19 protein-coding genes and 1 pseudogene are annotated in these 19,654 nt (G+C 72.0%); 7 read left to right on the plus strand and 13 right to left on the minus strand.

The window, feature by feature from the left end; genetic code table 11:
• Positions 1-36: 36 nt before the first annotated feature.
• The 3 genes from IPK24_16295 to IPK24_16305 are packed head-to-tail and all read left to right on the plus strand — an operon-like array spanning position 37 to position 3,645.
• Entirely contained in the window at positions 37-1,098 is a 1,062-nt protein-coding gene (locus IPK24_16295) for a polyprenyl synthetase family protein (GenBank protein ID MBK8077081.1), read from the plus strand.
• Positions 1,099-1,100: 2 nt separating this feature from the next.
• Positions 1,101-2,654 carry a phytoene desaturase gene (gene crtI, locus IPK24_16300; protein MBK8077082.1) on the plus strand — a complete coding sequence of 518 codons (1,554 nt, stop codon included), beginning with the start codon at positions 1,101-1,103 and terminating at the stop codon, positions 2,652-2,654.
• A 10-nt stretch (positions 2,655-2,664) separates the two neighbouring features.
• Positions 2,665-3,645, plus strand: coding sequence for a phytoene/squalene synthase family protein (locus IPK24_16305; GenBank protein MBK8077083.1), 981 nt, complete (start codon positions 2,665-2,667; stop codon positions 3,643-3,645).
• Positions 3,646-3,696: 51 nt separating this feature from the next.
• Here IPK24_16305 and IPK24_16310 read toward each other — a convergent pair whose 3' ends face one another.
• The gene (locus IPK24_16310) at positions 3,697-4,062 is read right to left on the minus strand and encodes a DNA-binding protein (GenBank protein ID MBK8077084.1); all 366 of its coding nucleotides are present in this window, start codon (positions 4,060-4,062) and stop codon (positions 3,697-3,699) included.
• 234 nt (positions 4,063-4,296) lie between these two features.
• Here IPK24_16310 and IPK24_16315 point away from each other — a divergent pair, with 234 nt between their 5' ends.
• The gene (locus IPK24_16315) at positions 4,297-5,721 is read left to right on the plus strand and encodes a LysM peptidoglycan-binding domain-containing protein (GenBank protein ID MBK8077085.1); all 1,425 of its coding nucleotides are present in this window, start codon (positions 4,297-4,299) and stop codon (positions 5,719-5,721) included.
• 59 nt (positions 5,722-5,780) lie between these two features.
• The gene (locus IPK24_16320) at positions 5,781-7,850 is read left to right on the plus strand and encodes a PASTA domain-containing protein (GenBank protein ID MBK8077086.1); all 2,070 of its coding nucleotides are present in this window, start codon (positions 5,781-5,783) and stop codon (positions 7,848-7,850) included.
• A 30-nt stretch (positions 7,851-7,880) separates the two neighbouring features.
• Here the strand turns inward: IPK24_16320 and IPK24_16325 are convergent, their stop codons facing one another.
• The 4 genes from IPK24_16325 to IPK24_16340 form a co-directional block, all read right to left on the minus strand.
• Positions 7,881-8,411 (minus strand): molybdopterin-dependent oxidoreductase, encoded by a 531-nt coding sequence (locus tag IPK24_16325; GenBank protein ID MBK8077087.1) that lies wholly within the window; start codon positions 8,409-8,411, stop codon positions 7,881-7,883.
• 181 nt (positions 8,412-8,592) lie between these two features.
• Positions 8,593-9,921, minus strand: a complete 1,329-nt coding sequence (locus tag IPK24_16330; protein MBK8077088.1) for a 3-deoxy-7-phosphoheptulonate synthase class II — start codon at positions 9,919-9,921, stop codon at positions 8,593-8,595.
• Positions 9,922-9,989: 68 nt separating this feature from the next.
• Entirely contained in the window at positions 9,990-11,825 is a 1,836-nt protein-coding gene (locus IPK24_16335; GenBank protein ID MBK8077089.1) for a hypothetical protein, read from the minus strand.
• Between the two features lie 186 nt (positions 11,826-12,011).
• Entirely contained in the window at positions 12,012-12,950 is a 939-nt protein-coding gene (locus IPK24_16340) for a 1-acyl-sn-glycerol-3-phosphate acyltransferase (protein ID MBK8077090.1), read from the minus strand.
• A 215-nt stretch (positions 12,951-13,165) separates the two neighbouring features.
• Here IPK24_16340 and IPK24_16345 point away from each other — a divergent pair, with 215 nt between their 5' ends.
• Both IPK24_16345 and IPK24_16350 read left to right on the plus strand, forming a co-directional pair.
• Positions 13,166-13,927: an alpha/beta fold hydrolase gene (locus IPK24_16345; protein ID MBK8077091.1), complete on the plus strand. Its 762-nt coding sequence runs from the start codon at positions 13,166-13,168 to the stop codon at positions 13,925-13,927.
• An 11-nt stretch (positions 13,928-13,938) separates the two neighbouring features.
• On the plus strand, positions 13,939-14,445 hold the full coding sequence (locus IPK24_16350; GenBank protein MBK8077092.1) for a hypothetical protein: 507 nt from the start codon (positions 13,939-13,941) through the stop codon (positions 14,443-14,445).
• Between the two features lie 5 nt (positions 14,446-14,450).
• Here IPK24_16350 and IPK24_16355 read toward each other — a convergent pair whose 3' ends face one another.
• The 8 genes and pseudogenes from IPK24_16355 to IPK24_16390 all read right to left on the minus strand — a co-directional run bounded on the left by IPK24_16355 (position 14,451) and on the right by IPK24_16390 (position 19,578).
• Positions 14,451-15,155: an endonuclease/exonuclease/phosphatase family protein gene (locus IPK24_16355; GenBank protein MBK8077093.1), complete on the minus strand. Its 705-nt coding sequence runs from the start codon at positions 15,153-15,155 to the stop codon at positions 14,451-14,453.
• 20 nt (positions 15,156-15,175) lie between these two features.
• Positions 15,176-16,135 (minus strand): ROK family glucokinase, encoded by a 960-nt coding sequence (locus tag IPK24_16360; GenBank protein MBK8077094.1) that lies wholly within the window; start codon positions 16,133-16,135, stop codon positions 15,176-15,178.
• Positions 16,132-17,091, minus strand: a complete 960-nt coding sequence (locus tag IPK24_16365) for an ROK family glucokinase (GenBank protein ID MBK8077095.1) — start codon at positions 17,089-17,091, stop codon at positions 16,132-16,134. The genes IPK24_16360 and IPK24_16365 overlap by 4 nt, the downstream gene beginning before the upstream one ends.
• Positions 17,088-17,621 carry a hypothetical protein gene (locus tag IPK24_16370; GenBank protein ID MBK8077096.1) on the minus strand — a complete coding sequence of 178 codons (534 nt, stop codon included), beginning with the start codon at positions 17,619-17,621 and terminating at the stop codon, positions 17,088-17,090. Before IPK24_16370 ends, IPK24_16365 begins: the two co-directional genes overlap by 4 nt.
• Positions 17,622-17,623: 2 nt before the next feature.
• Complete coding sequence (locus IPK24_16375; GenBank protein MBK8077097.1) at positions 17,624-18,649, minus strand: hypothetical protein; 1,026 nt, start codon at positions 18,647-18,649, stop codon at positions 17,624-17,626.
• A gap of 31 nt (positions 18,650-18,680) precedes the next feature.
• Positions 18,681-18,782 (minus strand): annotated as a pseudogene (locus IPK24_16380) (hypothetical protein).
• 3 nt (positions 18,783-18,785) lie between these two features.
• A complete protein-coding gene (locus IPK24_16385) occupies positions 18,786-19,229 on the minus strand; it encodes an SRPBCC family protein (protein MBK8077098.1) in 444 nt (147 codons plus the stop codon).
• Between the two features lie 31 nt (positions 19,230-19,260).
• Positions 19,261-19,578 carry a hypothetical protein gene (locus tag IPK24_16390; GenBank protein MBK8077099.1) on the minus strand — a complete coding sequence of 106 codons (318 nt, stop codon included), beginning with the start codon at positions 19,576-19,578 and terminating at the stop codon, positions 19,261-19,263.
• Between the last annotated feature and the right edge of the window lie 76 nt (positions 19,579-19,654).

Here is a 19,654-nt window from a genome sequence, read left to right on the forward strand (position 1 = left end):
CTCGATGCCGAAGACCTGCGGTCTCGCGTGCACAAGGTGCTCGAGGAGTTCCTGGACCGTCAGGTCGGCACGCTGGAGGGGGTCTCCAGCGACTGCACCCTGATGGTCGAGTACATCGCCGACCTGATGCGCGGTGGCAAACGCCTGCGCCCGGCGTTCTGCTACTGGGGCTGGCGCGGTGCCGGCGGTGAGGACTGCGCCGACATCGTCACCACCGCCTCGGCGCTCGAGTTCTTCCAGGCCGCAGCGCTGATCCACGACGACGTGATGGACGACTCGGACACCCGGCGCGGCCTGCCGTCGGTGCACCGCAGGTTCGCGGCCCTCCACGCGGGCGCCGACTGGAGCGGGGACGGCGTCCGGTTCGGCCAGGCGGGGGCAATCCTCGCCGGTGATCTGTGCCTGGTCTGGAGCGACGAGCTCTTCGCGGCCGGTGGACTGGTCGGCGACCACCCGGCTGGACGCCGTGGCCGCCAGGTCTTCGACCGGATGCGCACCGAGCTGATGGCCGGGCAGTATCTCGACATGCTCGAGCAGTCGAGCGCCACGCCGCGCGCCGTCGCGGCCAGGGACATCACCGACGCCGTGGAGCGCGCCCGGCGCGTGATCCACTACAAGAGCGCCAAGTACACGATCGAACAGCCCCTGCTGCTGGGCGGCGCCCTGGCCGGGGCGGACGAGACCCTGCTCGCCGCGTATGCCGCGTTCGGCCTACCCCTGGGTGAGGCGTTCCAGCTGCGCGACGACATCCTGGGGGTGTTCGGCGACCCCGAACGAACCGGCAAGCCGGCCGGTGACGACCTGCGGGAGGGCAAGCGCACCGTGTTGGTGGCCGCCGCCCGCGGCCGCGCCACCCCGGCTGCCGCAGCCACCCTCGAGCGGCTGCTCGGGGACACGACTCTGGACGCTGCCGGCGTCGAGACGGCCCGTACGATCCTGCAGGACTGCGGCGCGGTGTCCCACGTCGAGCAGCTGATCGACGAGCTGACCGACGGGGCACGGACGGCGTTGGCCGGCATCCCCGGCGACCAGCTGGCGCCCCATGCCCGGACCGTGCTCGAGGCACTGGTCGACGCAGCCACCGACCGCACCACCTGACGATGCGAACGGTCAGTGGTCCGACCGACCATGTGGTGATCGTCGGGGCGGGGTTGGCGGGCCTGTCCGCCGCCATGCGCCTGGCCGGCGCCGGACGGCGGGTCACCGTGGTCGAGCGCGAGGCGATCCCCGGCGGTCGCGCCGGGTTGATCGTCCGTGAGGCGCCGGACGGCGGCAGCTACCGGTTCGACACCGGCCCGACGGTGCTGACCATGCCCGAGCTGATCGAGGACTGCTTCGACGCCCTCGGTGAGTCGATGTCGTCCTGGCTCGACCTGCGCCCCCTCGAGCCCGCGTACCGGGCCCGGTTCGCCGACGGCAGCGCCCTGTCGGTGTTCGCCGACGTCGCCGCGATGACCGCCGAGATCGAGCGGGTCTGCGGGGCGCAGGAGGCCGCCGGGTTCGTCCGGTACGTCGAGGCCGTCAGCCGGATCTACCGCTACGAGATGCGCCACTTCGTCGACAAGGTGCTCGACACACCCTGGGGCATGCTGGCCGGCGGCGGCGCGGTGAACCTGGCCCGGCTGGTCGCCCTCGGCGGCTTGCGCCGGCTCGCGCCGTTCGTGGGCCAGTACCTGAAAGACCCTCGCACGCAACGGATGTACTCCTTTCAGGCACTGTATGCCGGGGTCTCGCCGCAGCAGGCCCTGGCCATCTACGCGGTGATCTCGTACATGGACTCGGTGGCCGGGGTGTTCACCGCCGCCGGCGGCATGCACGCACTGCCGCGCGCCATGGCGGACGCCGCGGCAGCCCACGGCGTCCAGTTCCGCTATGCCACGACCGTGACCCGGGTCGAGCACCGCGACGGCCGCGCCACCGCCGTGATCACGCAGGACGGCGAGCGGATCGCCGCCGATGTGGTGGTGCTCAACCCGGACCTGCCGATCGCCTACCGCGACCTGCTCGGCCACGAGCCCCGGCGGGTGCGACGACTGCGCTACTCGCCGTCCTGCTATCTGCTGCTGGCCGGCTCACGGGCGACCTACCCCGAGGCGGTGCGCTCGACGATGGCCCACCACACCATCGACTTCGGCGCGGCCTGGGACTCGGTGTTCGAGGACCTGACCGGCGGGCGGCTGATGAGCGACCCCTCGCTGCTGATCTCGACCCCGACCCTGTCGGACCCCTCGCTGGCTCCCCCGGGACGCCACATCCACTATGTCCTGGCCCCCACCCCGAACCTGGTACCCCCGGCCGGAACGGCACCGCTGGACTGGGAACGGCTGACCCCGATCTACCGCGAGCACCTGATGCGCACGCTCGAGGCCCGCGGGTACACGGGCTTCGCCGCGGGCATCGAGGTCGAGCACATCACCACCCCGGCCGATTGGCAGGCGCAGGGTATGGCGGCGGGCACCCCGTTCGCCGCGGCGCACACCTTCACCCAGACCGGGCCGTTCCGCCCGCACAACCTGTGGGGACGCAACGTGGTCTTCACCGGATCGGGTACCCAGCCGGGTGTGGGCGTGCCCATGGTGCTGATCTCGGGACGGCTCGCGGCAGAGCGGATCTGCGGCAAGGACCGTCGGTATCGGTCCCGGGCATGGCGCTGAGTCGGGCAGGATGGCGCCCGTGAGCAAGCGTGCCCTGGACGCGGCGGGGATCTCCGATCCCCAGTTGCGCGCGGACTACGAGACCTGTCGTCGGTTGAACCGCGATCACGGCCGTACCTACTACCTCTCGACCACGCTGCTCCCGCCGGAGAAGCGGCCCTACGTCTGGGCGCTCTACGGCTTCGCCCGGCGGGCCGACGAGTTCGTCGATGCCATGGCCGTGCCCGATGCCGTCGCCCTGATCGACTGGGGTCGCACCTTCCTCGACATCCTGGCCCCCGGAGCCGCGGTCGGCGCTGCCACATCCGGGTCGCCGTCCGGTTCGGCGGCACCCCACACCACCGACCCGGTGGCGCGCGCGATGGCCCACACCATGCGGCGCTGGTCGATCCCTCGGGCGCACGTCGAGGCGTTCCTCGAGTCCATGCAGATGGACCTCACCGTGAACGCCTACCCCACGTACACCGATCTCGAGCAGTACATGTACGGCTCGGCGGCCGTGATCGGGTTGCAGATGCTGCCGGTGCTCGAGCCCATGGCCCCCGAGGCGAGCGCTCGGGCACGGGCCCTCGGTGAGGCATTCCAGATGACCAACTTCATCCGCGATCTCGGCGAGGACCTGACCCTGCGAGGGCGGGTCTACCTGCCCGCCGAGGACCTGGAGGTGTTCGGCGTCAGCCGCGAGATCCTGGCCGCCGGCGTGATCACCCCCCCGGTGCGCGAACTGCTGCGGTTCGAGATCGACCGCACCCGGGCGCTCTACGCCTTCGCCGAGCCGGGGATCAACATGGTGCACCCCACCAGCCGAGACTGTCTGCGGACGGCGTTCCTGCTCTACCGGGGCATCCTCGACGAGGTCGAGGCGAACCACTATCAGGTGCTGACCCAGCGCGTCGCCGTCCCGCTGCGACGCCGGCTGCAGGTCGCCGCGCCCGCGTGGCGCCGAGCGCGCACCGCACGCCGCGAACAGCTGCGTTGGCAAGCAGCCTGATCAGACGGCCCGATCAGCTGGTTCTGATCAGGAGGCCCGATCGACGGGCCATCAGAAGGCCATGGCCTGTGCTCGTCGCCGGATCTCGGTCTTGCGACCGGAGCGCAGGGCATCCAGCGGCGAACCCGGCAGCGTCTCGTCCGGCGTGAGCAGCCAGCGCAACGCCTCACGGTCGTCGAAGCCGGCGTCGAACAGCACGGTGAGGGTGCCGGGCAGGTCCGAGAGCACCTGATCGTCGGCGAGCATGCCGGCCGGCACGCTGAGCGCCGGCGGTGACCCGCGGCGCACGGCCACCAGGAACCTGTCCTGAATCAGGCGACGGACCTTGACCACGTCCATCCCGAGACGCTCGGCGATGTCGGGAAGGGTCAGCCAGTCGGTCGTGAGGGCGTCGAGATCGTCCACGGGGACAAGCATGGCCGATCGACCGCACGGGTCAACTCACCGCACCCGACGACGGCGAACGCGTCGCACCCGCCGGCTCGGCCGAGCAGCGACCAGGGACCTCGGTCGTTCGGGGGACACACCGATCCGGTGGAGCCGTCACATCCCCCGATTCGCGACATCCCTGCGCTAGCTTCACAACGATCACACAGACACCAACTGTCACAGCAGTCACATCTGTCACCTTGGTTGCGGAAGGACCTTCCCGTGAGCGACGCGAGCACCCCGCCCGAGGCGGCGCCCACTCAGCCCACCTCCGGCGCCCTCCTGCGCTCGGCGCCGAGGCACGCCTGCCAGCCGGACGCCGCCCTCGAGGCCATGGTGCGCCGAGTGAAGCTGCCGGACGGCGCGCCGGCCGCGCTGCGGACCGCCGGGGTGCCGTTGCTGACGGCGGCCCTGGTCGCCACCGGCCAGGGCGCGGCGCACGCCACCCCCGAGATCTCCGCTGCCACCACCGCCGGGAGCTCGGCCGTGGCTGCCGGGCAGAGCGCGACGCAGGCCCCGGCACACCCGACCTATCGCGTCCGCGAGGGCGACACCCTGGCAGAGATCGCCCGGCGCACCGGGCTCAGCGTGCCTGCCCTGATCGAGGCCAACCACCTCTCGCCCACCGGGTTGATCCGGATCGGCCAGGTCCTGGTGCTCCCCGGGCTGAAGACCCCGGCGAGCGCCGCGGGACAGCCGGCCACGACCCACCCCGCCGGACGTACCGGCGGGACGATCTACCTGGTGCAACCGGGCGACACCGTGGCCGCCATCGCCGAGCACTTCGGGATCTCCCCCGCCTCGATCGTGCGCGCCAACAAGCTGGCCAATCCCTCGCGCATCCGGCCCGGACTGAAGCTGCGCCTGCCCGGGGTTCCCTCGCGCGCCCGCACCCACCCGGCGTCCCAGGGCAAGCCCGCCACGGCCGCCAACGCCGGGACCAACGCCGGGAACAAGGCCGGGTCGAAGACCCCCGCACCGACGCCCACCCGCCCCTACACCGTGAAGGCCGGCGACACGCTGATCGGGATCAGCCAGGCCCAGAAGGTGGCGCTGGAGGTACTCCTGAAGCTCAATGGCCTGACCCAGGCCAGTGTGATCCACCCCGACCAGGTGCTGCGACTGCCGGCGCCGCCCGCGCCGAAGGTGCCCGACACCTTCAACGGACGGAAGTACCCGGCCGCCGTCGCCCAGGCGGCCGCGGCCAACCGGGCCGAGCTGGCCAAGCGTGCGATGCCCACCCGCGCTCAGATGCGCCAGCTGGTCCAGGACACGGCCGCCGGGATGGGCGTCGACCCGGCCCTGGCCCTGGGTGTGGCCTGGCAGGAGTCCGGCTTCAACCCGCGGGTGGTCTCGCCGGCCAACGCCATCGGCACCATGCAGGTGATCCCCGGCACCGGGGTGTGGGCCTCCGACCTGGTCGGGCGCCGACTCGACCTGCTCAAACCCCAGGACAACGTCACCGCGGGCGTCGCCGTCCTGGCCGCCCTGCTCGCCCGGGCCAAGAACGAGGACGAGGCCATCGCCGGCTACTACCAGGGGCTGGCCTCGGTCCGCGCCCGCGGCATGTTCGAGGACACCAAGTCCTATGTCGCCAGCGTGCAGGCCCACCGCAAGCGTTTCGCCGCCGAACTCGGCAAGGGCTGACCCGGGCCTTTTGGGCAGTACCCGAGGGCTCGCCCCCCAGGTGTCCGTACACTCCCCCTGTGGACACGACGGTTCGCGATCCGCTGGTCGGGCGCCTGCTCGACGGGCGCTACCACGTGGTGTCCCGGATCGCCCGCGGTGGCATGGCCACGGTGTACCTCGCGGTGGATCGCCGGCTCGACCGCGAGGTCGCCCTGAAGGTGATGCATCCCCACCTGGGCGACGACCCCGACTTCGTCGAGCGGTTCGTGCACGAGGCCCGGTCCGCCGCCAAGCTGTCCCACCCCAATGTGGTCTCCGTCTTCGACCAGGGGGCCGACCACACCGAGGCCGGTGAGCTGCTCTACCTCGCGATGGAGCTGCTGCCCGGACGCACCCTGCGCGACGTGATCACCGAGCGGGGGGTACTCACCCCCCGCGAGTCGCTGACCGTGATCGAGCCGGTGCTGGACGCCCTGTCCGCCGCGCACCGCGCCGGCATCGTGCACCGCGACGTCAAGCCCGAGAACGTCATCCTCACCGACGAGGGCCGGGTCAAGGTGGCCGACTTCGGCCTGGCCAAGGCCCTGCACGGCGGGTCGACCCAGACCGGCGCCCTGATCGGCACCGTGGCCTACCTGGCGCCGGAGCAGGTCGCCCGCGGGGTGGCCGACGCCCGCAGCGACGTCTACAGCGCCGGGATCATGTTGTTCGAGATGCTGACCGGGCGACAACCGTTCGTCGGTGAGGTGCCGATGCAGGTGGCCTACCGCCACGTGCACGAGAGCGTGCCGCTGCCCTCCTCGGTGGTCCCGGCCCTGCCCACCGAGCTGGACGACGTCGTGATGGCGGCCGTGGCCCGCGACCCCGACGATCGCCCGGTCGACGCCGCCGACTGGCTGCAGGTCGTCCGCAGGGTGCACGCCCAGCTCTCATCGGAGGTGCTGGACGCCCGCCCGGTTCCCCCGACCCCCCTCGGAACCGGCATCCCGTCGACCCTGGGCGGCGCGCAGACCGAGATCGTGACCGGCGAGGCACTCTCGATCAGCACCGCACTGCCGGGCGCTCCCGCGCCCGCCAGCGGCCACAACCCCACGGCTCCGCTGCGCGGCCTGCGCACTCTGCGCGAGCGCAGTCGGCGGGAGGCCCGCGAACACGCCGAGGTGGACCACCGGTCCTCGACGGCGCGTACCGCGGCGGCCCAGGTGGCTCCCACCGCCGACGAGGTCGAGCTGCGAGTCCTGGCCCACCAACGCCGGCAACGGGGTCTGATGGGCCTGGCCGTCGTCCTGGCGATCACGGCGCTGCTCAGTGTCGGGAGCTGGTGGCTCGTGGCCGGACCGGGTGCGTTCACCCAGACCCCGCAGCTGGCCAACCTCACCCAGGCCGAGGCGAAGTCGGCGCTGGCCAAGCAGGAACTCGGCCTGAAGCTGGGGCAGGGCGAGTACAGCGAGACCGTGCCCAAGGACCATGTGCTGCGGACCGACCCCGGGGCGGGCCAGAAGGTCCGCAAGAAGGGCAACGTCACGCTGGTGCTCTCGCTCGGGACGGCGAACCGCACCGTGCCCAAACTCGTCGGCAAGAGCCGCGACGAGGCGCTGGCTGCCCTGACCCAGAACGGTCTGAAGGCGGGGCGGATCACCACCGAGTACAACGACCAGGCCCCCAAGGGGACCGTGATCGGCACCAAGCCGGGATCCGGCAACACGGTCAAGGCGGGCTCGGCGGTCGCGCTGTCCGTCAGCGACGGTCCGACCCCGGTCGACGTCCCGAACGTCGTGGAGCAATGGGTCGACAACGCTCGCCAGATGCTGGGCAACGCCGGGTTCGAGGTCGTGGTGGTCGAAGAGGACAACCCGGATGTCGATCCGGGCTTCGTCTTCGCGCAGGACCCGGCAGGCGGCAACGGCACCCAGGCGCCCCGAGGCTCCAAGGTGCAGATCAAGGTGTCCAAGGGCGCACAGGCCCAGGTACCCGACGTGGTGGGACGCAACTTCGAGGAGGCCAAGCAGATCCTCGAGGGCGCCGGCTTCCGTGTGGACCGTCAGCAAGTGTTCGGCGACTTCGGCGGCGATACCGTCCGCCGTCAGCAGCCCCGGGCCGGCACTCTGGCCCCGACGGGCAGCACGATCACCCTCTACGTGGTCTGAGTCGGTTCCAGAGCCGGTTCCAGAGGCGGTTCACTCCAGGTAGGAGTACCGCTCCTCCTGCCACGGGTCACCGTGGACGTGGTAGCCGCGTTCCTCCCAGAACCCTCGACGTGGCCCCCGGAGATACTCGATCCCCCGCAACCACTTCGGCCCTTTCCAGGCGTACAGGTGGGGCAGCACCAGCCGCAACGGGAAGCCCTGCTCGGGCCGCAGCGGCTCACCGTTCAGGTGCGTGGCGAGGATCGTCTGGTCGTGCGCCAGGTCCTCCAGCCGGACCGTGGCCGAGTAGCCGTACTCGGCCCAGGTCATCACGTGCGTCGTGCCGGGGGCGGGCGGGACGGCGGCCAACAGGGACTTGCCCAGCACACCGGCCCAGACCGAGCCGAGCACCGTCCAGCGCTTGACGCAGTGCATGTCCGCCAGCACCTCGTCCCGCGGCAACGTCGCGAACGCCTCGGCGTCCAGGTGATGGTCCTCGCCGTCGGCGGTCGACCCGTTCACGGTCAGCCGCCAGCTGTCGGGGCGATACCGCGGCACCGGGCCGTAGTGGGTGATCGGCATGGCAGCAACCAGCTTCTGCCCTGGTGGCAGAGCGGCGTCGGGCAGCCCACCCACGTCCGTCACGACGCCATCCTTGCACCTCACCGACCCCGGGTCGGAATCCCTGCGCGAGGCGGCAACCACAGCGACCACAGCGGCCACACGAACCCCACGGCCCCGCTCGGCACGCCGGCTCGGTGAGTCAGCGCTCGGTGAGACCCTCGGCAACCAGGAAGGCCATCTCGAGGGCCTGCTGGTGGTTCAGCCGCGGGTCACACAGGGTCTCGTAGCGACTGGCCAAGCCGTCCTCGTCGATGTGCTCGGCACCGCCCAGACACTCGGTGACGTCATCGCCGGTGAACTCGATGTGCAGACCGCCGGGGATCGTGCCGAGGGCGTTGTGCACCTCGAAGAAGCCCCGCACCTCGTCCATCACGTCCTCGAACCGGCGGGTCTTGTAGCCGGACGCCGCCTCGAAGGTGTTGCCGTGCATCGGGTCGCACACCCACAGCACGTGAGAGGCGGTCTCACCCATCCCCTCGATCAACCCGGGCAGCACGTCACGCACCTGCTGCGATCCCATCCGCGTGATGAACGTCAACCGGCCCGGCTCACGGTGCGGGTCGAGCCGTTCGGCCAACTCCAAGGCCTGGGCCGGCGTCGTGGTCGGGCCCAACTTGACCCCGATCGGGTTGCGGACCTTCGAGAGCAGGTCGACGTGGGCGCCGTCCATCTGCCGGGTGCGCTCACCGATCCAGACGAAGTGCGCCGAGACGTTGTACGGCGCCCCGGTGCGCGAGTCGATCCGGGTCAGCGGTCGCTCGTAGTCGAGCAGCAGCGCCTCGTGGCTGGAGTAGAAGTCGACCGTGCGCAGCGCGTCGAAGTCGCCGCCACAGGCCGCCATGAACCGCATCGCCCGGTCGATGTCACGGGCCATGTCCTCGTAGCGGGCGTTGGCCTGGTTGGCCACGAAACCGCGGTTCCACTCGTGGACGTGTCGCAGGTCCGCGAAACCACCCTTGGTGAACGCCCGGATCAGGTTCAGCGTGGCGCTGGCCGTGTGGTAGGCCCGCAGCAGCCGGCGCGGGTCCGGCGTCCGGTGCTCCGCCTCGAAGGCGTAGTCGTTGACCATGTCGCCGCGGTAGGCCGGCAGCTCGACGCCGGCGCGGGTCTCGGTGGGCTTGCTGCGCGGCTTGGCGTACTGCCCGGCCATGCGCCCGACCTTGACCACCGGCATGCTGGCGCCGTACGTGAGCACGACCGCCATCTGCAGCATCGTCTTGATCTTGTTGCGGATGCGGTCGGCGGTGGCGTCGGCGAAGGTCTCGGCACAGTCCCCGCCCTGCAGCAGGAACGCCTCGCCGCGTGCCGCGGCGGCCAGGCTGGCCTTGAGCTCGTCGCACTCGCCCGCGAAGACCAACGGCGGGTAGCTGGCCAGCTCGCGCCCCACGGCCTCGAGCGCGACCGCGTCCGGCCAGGTGGGTTGTTGCGCCGCGGGCAGCTCACGCCAGGTGTCCAGGGCGCTCAACAAGGCCTGCTCGGCGGATCCGACGGTCAGCTGATCGATGCTCGTACTCACCGGGCAAGCGTAGTCGGACCTCACGGCCGGGGTCGCCACAATCCCTGGGGCTGCCCGTCGTAGGGCGCGGTGACGGTGCCGACCAGCTCGTAGTCGGCCGGGAAGTGCCGCCCCACGACCACCGTGGCACCGTCGGTCAGCGCGTCGTCCTGACCGTGGGGCACCAGCAGCCAGGCACGGTTCCACACCGTGGCGTCCTCCTGGCGCAGCGCGTAGGCGGCCGACCCGGCCGGGTCGGTCCACCCGGGGAAGGCCGGCAGCAACACGGACGGCGCCCGCCCGCCCAGGATCAGCACGGACGCCGGGTGCCAGGTCAGGTCGAGCATCGGGGTGCCGGGGGCGAACCCACCCGTGATCCCGAGCCGGCGCAGGTCGTCGATCCAGGTGGCCGTGCTCGCGTCGACGAGGATCTCGGGGGTCCCCGCGACCACGGCCCGGGGCACCGTCTGCTGGCCGAGCAGGGCGATCCGGTACGGCGCCACGGCGCGGGTCATCGGTACCAGCACCGCACCCAGCAGCAGGGCACCGGCCACCAGCGACAGCACGGCGGCCTCCGCGGCGCCGTCCGGCAGGGCACTGACCCCGACCACGGCGGCGGCCAACAGCACCGGGAATCCACCGTGCAGCTGCGTGGCGTACTCGACGTTGGTCCCCACCGGGTAGACCACGCCCACCACCAGCAGCGCCAGACAGGCGGTTGCCGCCATGCCCGGACGACGGTCGGACGCGGTGGCGGCCTCGCCGTCGCGGGCATCGTCGGAACCGACCACCGCGGCCAGCCACCCCGACACGGCGACCACCACGGACGCCTCGGCCGCCACCACCAGGGGCGGGATCGACATCCCCAGGCCGGGGACCCCGCCGGGGTAGTGCCACAGCACCACCAGCAGGGTGACCCACCACACCACACCGTGGGCCAGGGCCGGCCACCAGCCCGGCGCCGGCACCCCACGCGCCCGGACGCCGCGGCGCGCCGTCCAGACAGCTCCTGCCACCCCCGCGAGCAGGGGCAGCAGGAGCAGGCTCAGGAACGGCTGCGGCCGGTCGACCAGGATGTTGCGCAGCCCGGCCCGAGCGATCGAGGTCAGCATGCCGGGCGCGTAGCGGCCGGGGTCGACCGCCGACAAGATGCCCGCCACCCGCTGATAGGTCGCCACGGTGAACGGCAGCGAGTGCACCAGGCTCACGTGCAGCAGGGCCACCAGCAGGGCCGTACCCAGTGTCGAGGCGGCGGCCACGCCCAGGGCACGTGCCGCGCTCCGGCGCCGCACCAGCGTGTACACCACGTGTCCGGCCACCACCACGAGCACCACCGCCACCGACGCCACGGCGGTGGTGGCTTTGCCGACGGCGGTGATGAACGCCCCGAGCGCCACCAGGGCACCTGCCACGACCGCAGCGGGGCCGGGGCGATCGAGTACCAGCACCTCGAGCAACCCCGCGGCCAGCAGCATCAGGCCGACCGCGGCGAACCAGTTGTAGCTCGGGGTACGCACGAAGACGGTGTAGTAACACAGCGCCGCGGCGACGACCGCCGGCGGGCACAGCGCGCGCAGGCCGGGCGACCACGGCCGACCTGCAGCGCCCTGCGAGACCCGCCGGACGGCACGGGCCAACACCAGCGCCGCCCCGATCAGGATCAGCGCCGCGAGCAGGCGCAGCCGGCCCAGGTCCTCACCGACCAGGCGCAACATCGGGCCGGAGTACCAGCCGAACACACCGTTGAACGCCTTGTCGGCGGCCCAGGGCTGGGCGGCCATCAGGTAGTGGCTCTCGTCCATGGCATCCAGGCCACGATCGGTGTCGGCCAGTACCGCGTGCAGGATCGGGACGTTCGCGGCCCAGGCCAGCGCCATGAGCCCGCGATGCCGCCAGCTCGGCTGCCGGTCCGACTGCCGGGCCGACTCCCGGGCCGACTGCCGGGAACGCTGCGCTCCCGGTCTGTGGGCCGCGCGAGCCACCCGGGCCGACCGTCCCGATGCTCCGCCCACCCGCCGGCCGCGCCCGCGGCGGACCGCTGGATCGGTCACCGAGTCGGGCACTCAGGCACTGCGCTCGACCGGGGGTTCACCATCCGAGGCACCCGAGTCGGCGGCGGCGGGGGCGTCCGGGGTTCCCAGGGCGTCCAGGCTGTCCAGGCTGTCCGTGGTGGCCGGGGCGTCCGGGGCGCCGGGAGTGCTCTCGCCGGACGTCGCCCCCTTGACCCGCTCGACCTTCTCGCTGACCCTCTCGACCCTCTCGCTGACCTTCTCGGCCATGGCGCTGGCGGCGGAGACCACCGAGCTGGGCTTGCTGCGCCGGGCCGCCGCGAGTCGCTCCTTCATGGTCGAGGCATAGACATCGACGTATTCCTGGCCCGACAGCTCCATCAGGGCATACATGATCTCGTCGGTGATCGAGCGCAGCACGAACCGGTCGTCCTGCATTCCCTCGTAGCGCGAGAAGTCGAGCGGCTCACCGATGACGATGCCGACCCGGCCCAGGTGCGGGATCTTGCGCCCGATCGGCTGCACCTTGTCGGTGCCGATCATCGCGACCGGCAGCACCGGGACCCCGGCCTCCAGGGCCATCCGGGCCACGCCGGTCTTGCCGCGGTAGAGCTTGCCGTCCAGTGAGCGGGTGCCCTCGGGGTAGATGCCGAGCAGGTCACCGCGGCGCAACACGCGCAGGCCAGTGGTGAGGGCACCCTCCGAGGCACTGCCACCGGACCGGTCGATGGGCAGCTGGCCGCTCAGGGTGAAGAAGGCCGCCTTGAGCCGTCCCTTGATCCCGTGACCGGTGAAGTAGTCGGCCTTGGCCAGGAACGTGACCCGGCGCGGCACCACCAGGGGCAGGAAGATCGAGTCGGAGAACGACAGGTGGTTGCTGGCCAGGATCGCCCCGCCGGCCTCGGGGACGTGGTGTTCCCCCTTGACCCAGGGCCGGAACACCGCGAAGAGGATCGGTCCGAGGAAGATCCGTTTGAGCAGCCAGTAGAACACCCGCTCCCACCATCCCCTCTGGACTCCCCCTGCTCAGAGGAGTGTGAGGGAAACTGTACGGGCCGAGATGCCCGGCGGTCCCCGGGAGCCGGTTCGGCCCCGGCGGAGATCGCCCAACGGCGACGGCTCGGCCACACCCTCGCGCTGACCGGTGGCCTCGTGTCACCATGGCCAGGCTGGTGCGGGGCGCGCCGGCGCGATTCGAGGAGAACCGAGTGGCCGTTCTGCCCGGTGCGGAGCCGCTCCACCACGACGGTGGGTCGGTCGGTGTCCTGCTCTGCCACGGTTTCACCGGATGTCCGCAGAGCCTGCGGCCCTGGGCGGAGTACCTGATCGCCGCGGGCCTCAGCGTGAGCCTGCCGCTGTTGCCCGGCCACGGCACCACCTGGCAGGACATGAACCGCAGCCGCTGGCCGGAGTGGTACGCCGCGGTGGACGTCGCGTTGACCTCCCTGCGCTCGCGGTGCGAGACCGTGGTGGTCGTCGGGTTGTCGATGGGCGGAGCGCTGGCCCTGCGGTTGGCCGAGCAGCGCGGGGACGACGTCGCGGGGCTGGTGCTGGTCAACCCCGCCGTCAAGCTGGAGGACCCCCGGCTCAAGATCTTGCCTGTGTTGCGGCATCTGCTGCCGTCGCTGCCGGGCGTCGGCAGTGACATCAAGAAGCCGGGCGTGACCGAACTGGCCTACGACCGCACCCCGCTGCACGCCCTGCACTCCATGGTGGCCATGTACCGCCTCGTCGCGGCGGATCTGTCGAGCGTGCGCCAGCCGCTCCTGCTGTTCCACTCCCCCGAGGACCATGTCGTGCCGGCGTCGAGTTCTGAGCTCATCCTGCGTTCGGTCGGTTCGGAGGACGTCACCGAGGTGATGTGCCACGACAGCTACCACGTGGCCACCCTCGACAACGACGCGGAGCGGATCTTCGCCGAGAGCCTGGCCTTCATCCAGCGGCTGACCACCGCCCCGAGCACGACCTGAAGGGGGTGACCATGACGACCGGCGATCCCGAGCGCGACGATGTCGACCCGAGCGGCGAGGCTCCTGCCAATGTGGGGCGTCCCGAGCTCAGCATCGACCCCGATCTGGATTTCGACGCCGCCTTCGCGGCGCTCGTCGCCCAGTTCTCCGCCCCCGACGCGCCGCTCCCGGCCGGGACGGCCGGCTCGACGGGCTCGGCAGAGTCTGCGGCAGCGCAGCGCTCCCCGGCCGCGATCGGCGGGGCGAGCACCGAGTCGGCGTATCCGGCCGAGCTCGACGAACACTTCGAGCCGCCCGAGCCACCGCCGCTGCCCCGCGGTGACCTCTACTCCCGGCTGGCCTGGTCCGGAGTGATCGGCGGCCCCACAGTGCTGCTGATCGCCGCGTTCCTGGGTGGCGATCTACCGTCCTACGCCATCGTCCTGGCCCTGACCGCCTTCGTGGGCGGGTTCGTCACCCTGGTGGCCCGGATGCCGGGCGACCGACCGGACGACCCCGATGACGGTGCCGTGGTCTGAGGCTCTCAGCGGGAGCCGAGGTCGACCACCACCGGCCAGTGGTCGCTGGCACGATGCACCAGTCGCTCGGGCACTCCTCCGTCGCCGTAGTCGCTGACCGGCAACGACCCACCCACCAGGACGGCATCGATCCGCCCGCCGGGTGAGCGTGCGGGGAAGGTCGCGGCGGCGTCCGGCGCCGGGTCGGACACCAGCTCGGAGAACGCCTGCCAGGCCGGCGAGCCGGGTGGTTCGTTGAAGTCGCCCGCCACCACGATGGTGTCGGCGCCGACGGCCCGGTCCATCAGCTCGGCCCGCACCCGGTGGGCATGATCGAGCCGGTCGGCCGGATGCAGCGGCAGGTGCACGCAGGCCAGCGCCAGACCTTCCACCGAGCCGGGTGTCGTGCTCGCCCGGGACGACGCGCGCAGGCGAGCGATCACCGCTCCGCGGGTGCGGGTGTACCAGTGCGCCACGGGTAAGGCGAGGGGTCGGACCTCGTCGACGGCGACCTGAGGCGCCACCAGCAGCGCGGTTCCCCCGGTGCCGCGCCCACCCGCGATGTGGCGCAGACCCGTGGCGCGCGCCAGCGCCGCGATGCGCAGCGCCGACCCGGGACGGCGCGGCGCCTCTTGCAGACAGACCACGTCCGGGGCCACCAGGCGCAGGACCGCCTGCACCGCCTGCACATCGCCGGTCAGGTCACGGATGTTCCAGCTGACCAGTCGCACGCCTGCGTCATCGCCCCTGATCAGCCCACGCGGGCGAGGTCGGCAGCCCCGACCAGCCCGGCCTCGGGCCCGAGCGCGGCGCGCACGATCCGCGGCTCAGGGCGGAACCCGCGGCCGGTGAGCACCCGGCGAAAGGAGTCACGTGCCGGCCGCAGCAGCAGCTCGCCGGCGTCCGAGACGCCACCGCCGATGACGAACATGCCCGGATCGAGGGCAGCGGCGAGATTGGCCAGGCCCACGCCGAGCCAGCGACCGACCTCTTCGAACAACTCGATCGCCAACGGGTCGCCGTCCCGGGCGGCCTCGGTGATCACGGGACCGACCAGCGCGTCGATGTCGCCGCCCACCCGCTCCATCATGGGCACGGCCACCGGCGAGCCGGCCCGGGCGAGCTCACGGGCCTCGCGCCCCAGCACGTTGCCCGAGGCGTACTGCTCCAGACAGCCCCGGTTACCGCACTCACACCGCTGTCCTTCGGGCACGACGATCATGTGCCCGAACTCCCCCGCCATGCCGTGCTTGCCCCGCTGCACTCGACCATCGAGCACGATCCCGCCGCCGATGCCGGTACCCAGGGTGACGCAGACCAAGTGGGTCTCGCCGCGCCCCGCACCGAAGCGCCACTCGGCCCAGGCCGCAGCGTTGGCATCGTTCTCGACCACCACCGGCAACGCCACCGCCTCGGCCACCGCAGCCCGCAGTGGTTCGTTGCGCCAGGCCAGGTGCGGGGCGAACAACACCCGCGAGCGGTCGGCGTCCACGAACCCCGCCGCACCGACGCCCACGGCGGCGATCTCATGGCTGGCGCGCAGCTCCTCGACCACCTCGACGATGGTGTTCTCGACCGCCTTGGGGTCGCGCGACGGGGTCAGTCGGCGTGCCCGGGCGAGCACCTGCCCTTGCGAATCCACCACTCCAGCAGCCACTTTGGTGCCGCCGATGTCGACGCCGATGGCCAACCGGTCGGGTAGCGACCTCACGGCACACGCGCCAGATCGGCGGCACCGATCAGTCCGGCGTCGTTGCCCAGCTCCGCCGCCACGATGCGCAGCCGCGGGCGGTGCTCGGCGCCGGTCAGATGCTCGGCGTAGGTCCTGCGGGCGGAGTCGAGCAGCAGGTCACCGGCCTGGCTCACCCCACCACCGATCACCACCAGGTCGGGGTCGAGGACGTCGGCCAGGTCCGCGATGCCCTCACCGAGCCATTGCCCCACCTCGGCCAGTGCCTGTCGTGCCACGGGGTCCTCCTGCCGGGCTGCCTCGGTGATCATCGTGCCCCGGATCTGCGCCGCATCCCCTCCGGCCAGGCCGAGCACCACCCGTGCGGCGGAGGGGTCGGCGGCGGCCAACTCTCGGGTGCGCCGCACCAACGCGCTGCCGGAGGCGTACTGCTCCCAGCAGCCCCGCTTGCCGCAGCCACACAGCAGGCCCCCTGGCACCATGCGCACGTGGCCGAACTCGCCGGCACCGCCGAAGGCGCCGCGCACCAGGTGGCCGTCGAGCACGATGCCACCGCCGAGCCCGGTCCCCACAGTGATCATCAAGACGTCCGCCGAGCCCCGTCCGGCCCCGAACCGCACTTCGCCCCACGCCGCCGCATTCGCATCGTTCTCGACCACCACGGGCAGTCCCACCCGGGCGCCGACGGTCTCGCGCAGGGGTCGGTGGCTCACCGCCAGATTCGGCGCGAAGCGCACCAGCGATCGCTTCTCGTCGACGAACCCGGCCACCGCCAACCCGACGGCCCTGACCACATGGCGGCCGGCCAGCTCGAGAACGGCATCGCCGATGCGTTGCTCCAACCCCTGCGGGTCGTGCGGGGGCGTGGGCAGCCGCAGCATCTCGATCACCGTGCCGTCCGCGGCCACCACACCTGCGGCGATCTTGGTGCCACCGACATCGACGCCGATCGCGGCGTCCGGCCGTTCGAGAGTCATGTGATCGTAATCCGTTCGGCCACAGGGATTTCCACGACGTCAGCGGCGTCGTCCGGCAGTGATCGAGCCTCTGGTTCCGACGGCGCTCCCGACTCTGCTCCCGAGGCGCGTCCCGATGCGCCGCGTGCGGCGTCCGGCACCGGGGAACTGGGCGGTGTGGTCGAGCCGGCGCTCGCCGAGCTGGGCATCGCCGCGAGCATCTCGCGGGCCGAATCGGCCAGCTCCGAGACGATGGTGCCCAGGTTGGCCACCACGTCCGGGCGCAGCAGCTTCACCACATCCAGCAACTGGCACACCGGGCAGGCCCGACAGGACGACGCCAAGGGGTCGCCGGCTGCCCGCCCGTCCGCCTCCTGGTCGACCTCCCGCTGGGCCGCCTCGACCGACTCGCGCAACGAGGCGACGAGCCGGGCGGCCTCGGCGGCCAGCGCGCGCGCGGCGTCCCGGGGGTTGTCGGGCAGGTCATGTTCGGTGGCATGGTCGGTGTCATGGTCGGTGTCATGGCTGCGGTCCGAGGCGTTCTCGTTCACGGTCACCCCCGCCACAACGCAGGATCGGGCTCGAAGTGCACGGTGAGAGCATGCTGGCCGGGGCCGTCGTCCACCAAACGGGCCCCGACGATCCGGCAGCGACGCAGCGCACTCGACAGTGTGATCACGCGAGGGTGGCCGCCCAGGCGCACCACCAGGTCATCCCCCAACCGGGCCGCCTCCAGGTCGTCACGGGTGGCCGAGGGCAGCTGCACGGTCAGCTCGAATCGGTTGCCGTCGCGGCCGACGGACACCGGCGCGGGACCGGGGATCGGCGCGACCAGCGCCGCCAGATCCGGCTGGACCAACGCGCCGAACGCCGTCAGGGCATCCGGGCCGAGCGGCCCCTCGGGCGAGGCCACCACCGGCAGGTGGTGCTCGGCCACACCTCGCGTGATGGCCTCGGCACAGCGGACGCCGTCCGATCGGTTCACCACGATCGCCTCGACCCGCAGGCCGTGCACCGCCAGCCGCGGCAGTGCCCGCTGCACCCGGCGTGCGGCCAGCCGACCCGGTGAGGTCACCACCCGCAGCGAGGTGGTCGGTTCTCCCCAGCGCTCGGACAGTACTGCGAGCAGGGCGACGGTCCGGTCGACGGCAGCGACGAACGGGTCGGCCGGCAACGTCATGGCGCGGTCGACCCGCCGTCCGACCGAGACCATGTAGCGGGCTGCGGTCGCCACGGCGTCGGCGGCGTCCAGCAGACGCAACGCCCGCTCGACCGGACCGAGATCGACCACCACGAGGTCGCGGTCGGCCCCTTCGGCCTCGAGCGCCCGAGCGAACGCGATCAGTACCGCCAGCTCGTCCACGCCGGGGATCCGGCCGGCAACGTCCGGCGGCACCGGGTCGAGCCCGAGCTGGTCCAGTAGGCCGTCGGCGTGTGCGACGCCGAGCAGTGCGGTGATCTCCGGCAGCCCGCCCAGAGCGCGCACCGGCAACAGCCCGGCGTCGAGCAGCCCGTCGTCCGCGGGGTCGCTCGACTCGTTGTCCGTCGTCCGGCTCGTCATGCGGCTCGTGGAGGACATCGCGCAACGCCTCGGCCGACTCGACCGTCCACAAGGCGGTCCGGACGCCGCCCCGAGCGGCGCGCAGGGCAACGGCCGCGGCCACGGTGGTGGTGCCCGAACCACCGGTGCCGGTGAACAGGAGCAGGCGCAAGGCTTATCCCTCGACCCGCTTCTTGAGCGCCCCCAGGGCGGTGTCGATGATCGTCTTCTCTGCCTTGCGGCGCAGCATGCCCAGCATGGGCATGCGCAGCTCGACCGACAATTGGTAGGTCACCTCGGTGTCACCATCGACCTCGCGCAGTCGATAGGCGCCGTCCATCGCCTTGAGCATGCCCGCCTGCACCAAGGTCCACGAGACCGTTCCGGAGCCGTCCTCGACGACGTTCCAGGTGTAGGCCAACGTGTAGGTGTCCTTGAGCGCCCCGGCGTCGAGGCTGAACCGGACCTGCTCGGCCCACCCACCGTCGTCCTCGGACAGCACCTCGGCGGCCCGCACCTCGCCGGTCCACTCGGGGTAGGCCTCGAAGTCGGCGATCACGTCGAGGACCTCGGCCGGAGCAGCAGCGACGACGATGCGCGACTCGGTGCGGTCGGCCATGATGTGCCCTCTCAGATCGGCTGCCCGCAGGCTACCCGGAGAGCACCTGACCGAGCACCCACATGCCGGTGAGCAGAGCCAGCAGCCCGACCACCGAGCCGATGGCGGCCAGCGCCACCTGGCGGGCCGGACCGTTGACGGAGCGGCCCAGTCCGGCGATCGGCCCGCCGGACTCCTGCGCGGCGAGCTCGCCCACGAGGCTGTCGAGCAGGTCCTCCGGCAGGCTGCCACCGGTGAGGGTGGCGGCGCTGACCGGCTCGGCGGCAGGCGGCACCGGGCGCGCAGGCGGCCCCGGGACGGGTTCGGAATGGTCGGCCACGGAATGGGCGGGCACGGACCGGGCGGGCACGGACCGGGCGGTCGAGGCCTGGTGATGCTGCGGCGTCAGCGACTGATGGCACAGGCCACACCAGACGGCGTCGGCG

The organism is Kineosporiaceae bacterium, from assembly GCA_016713225.1.
Lineage (GTDB): Bacteria > Actinomycetota > Actinomycetes > Actinomycetales > Kineosporiaceae > JADJPO01.

Bases quoted from the DNA above. Each gene is read 5' to 3' on its own strand.
- IPK24_16310 (MBK8077084.1), bottom strand. From the start codon at position 4,062: ATGCTTGTCCCCGTGGACGATCTCGACGCCCTCACGACCGACTGGCTG.
- IPK24_16350 (MBK8077092.1), top strand. From the start codon at position 13,939: ATGACGACCGGCGATCCCGAGCGCGACGATGTCGACCCGAGCGGCGAG.
- IPK24_16305 (MBK8077083.1), top strand. From the start codon at position 2,665: ATGGCGCCCGTGAGCAAGCGTGCCCTGGACGCGGCGGGGATCTCCGAT.
- IPK24_16385 (MBK8077098.1), bottom strand. From the start codon at position 19,229: ATGGCCGACCGCACCGAGTCGCGCATCGTCGTCGCTGCTGCTCCGGCC.
- IPK24_16325 (MBK8077087.1), bottom strand. From the start codon at position 8,411: ATGCCGATCACCCACTACGGCCCGGTGCCGCGGTATCGCCCCGACAGC.
- IPK24_16375 (MBK8077097.1), bottom strand. From the start codon at position 18,649: ATGTCCTCCACGAGCCGCATGACGAGCCGGACGACGGACAACGAGTCG.
- IPK24_16365 (MBK8077095.1), bottom strand. From the start codon at position 17,091: ATGACTCTCGAACGGCCGGACGCCGCGATCGGCGTCGATGTCGGTGGC.
- crtI (MBK8077082.1), top strand. From the start codon at position 1,101: ATGCGAACGGTCAGTGGTCCGACCGACCATGTGGTGATCGTCGGGGCG.
- IPK24_16335 (MBK8077089.1), bottom strand. From the start codon at position 11,825: ATGGCGCTGGCCTGGGCCGCGAACGTCCCGATCCTGCACGCGGTACTG.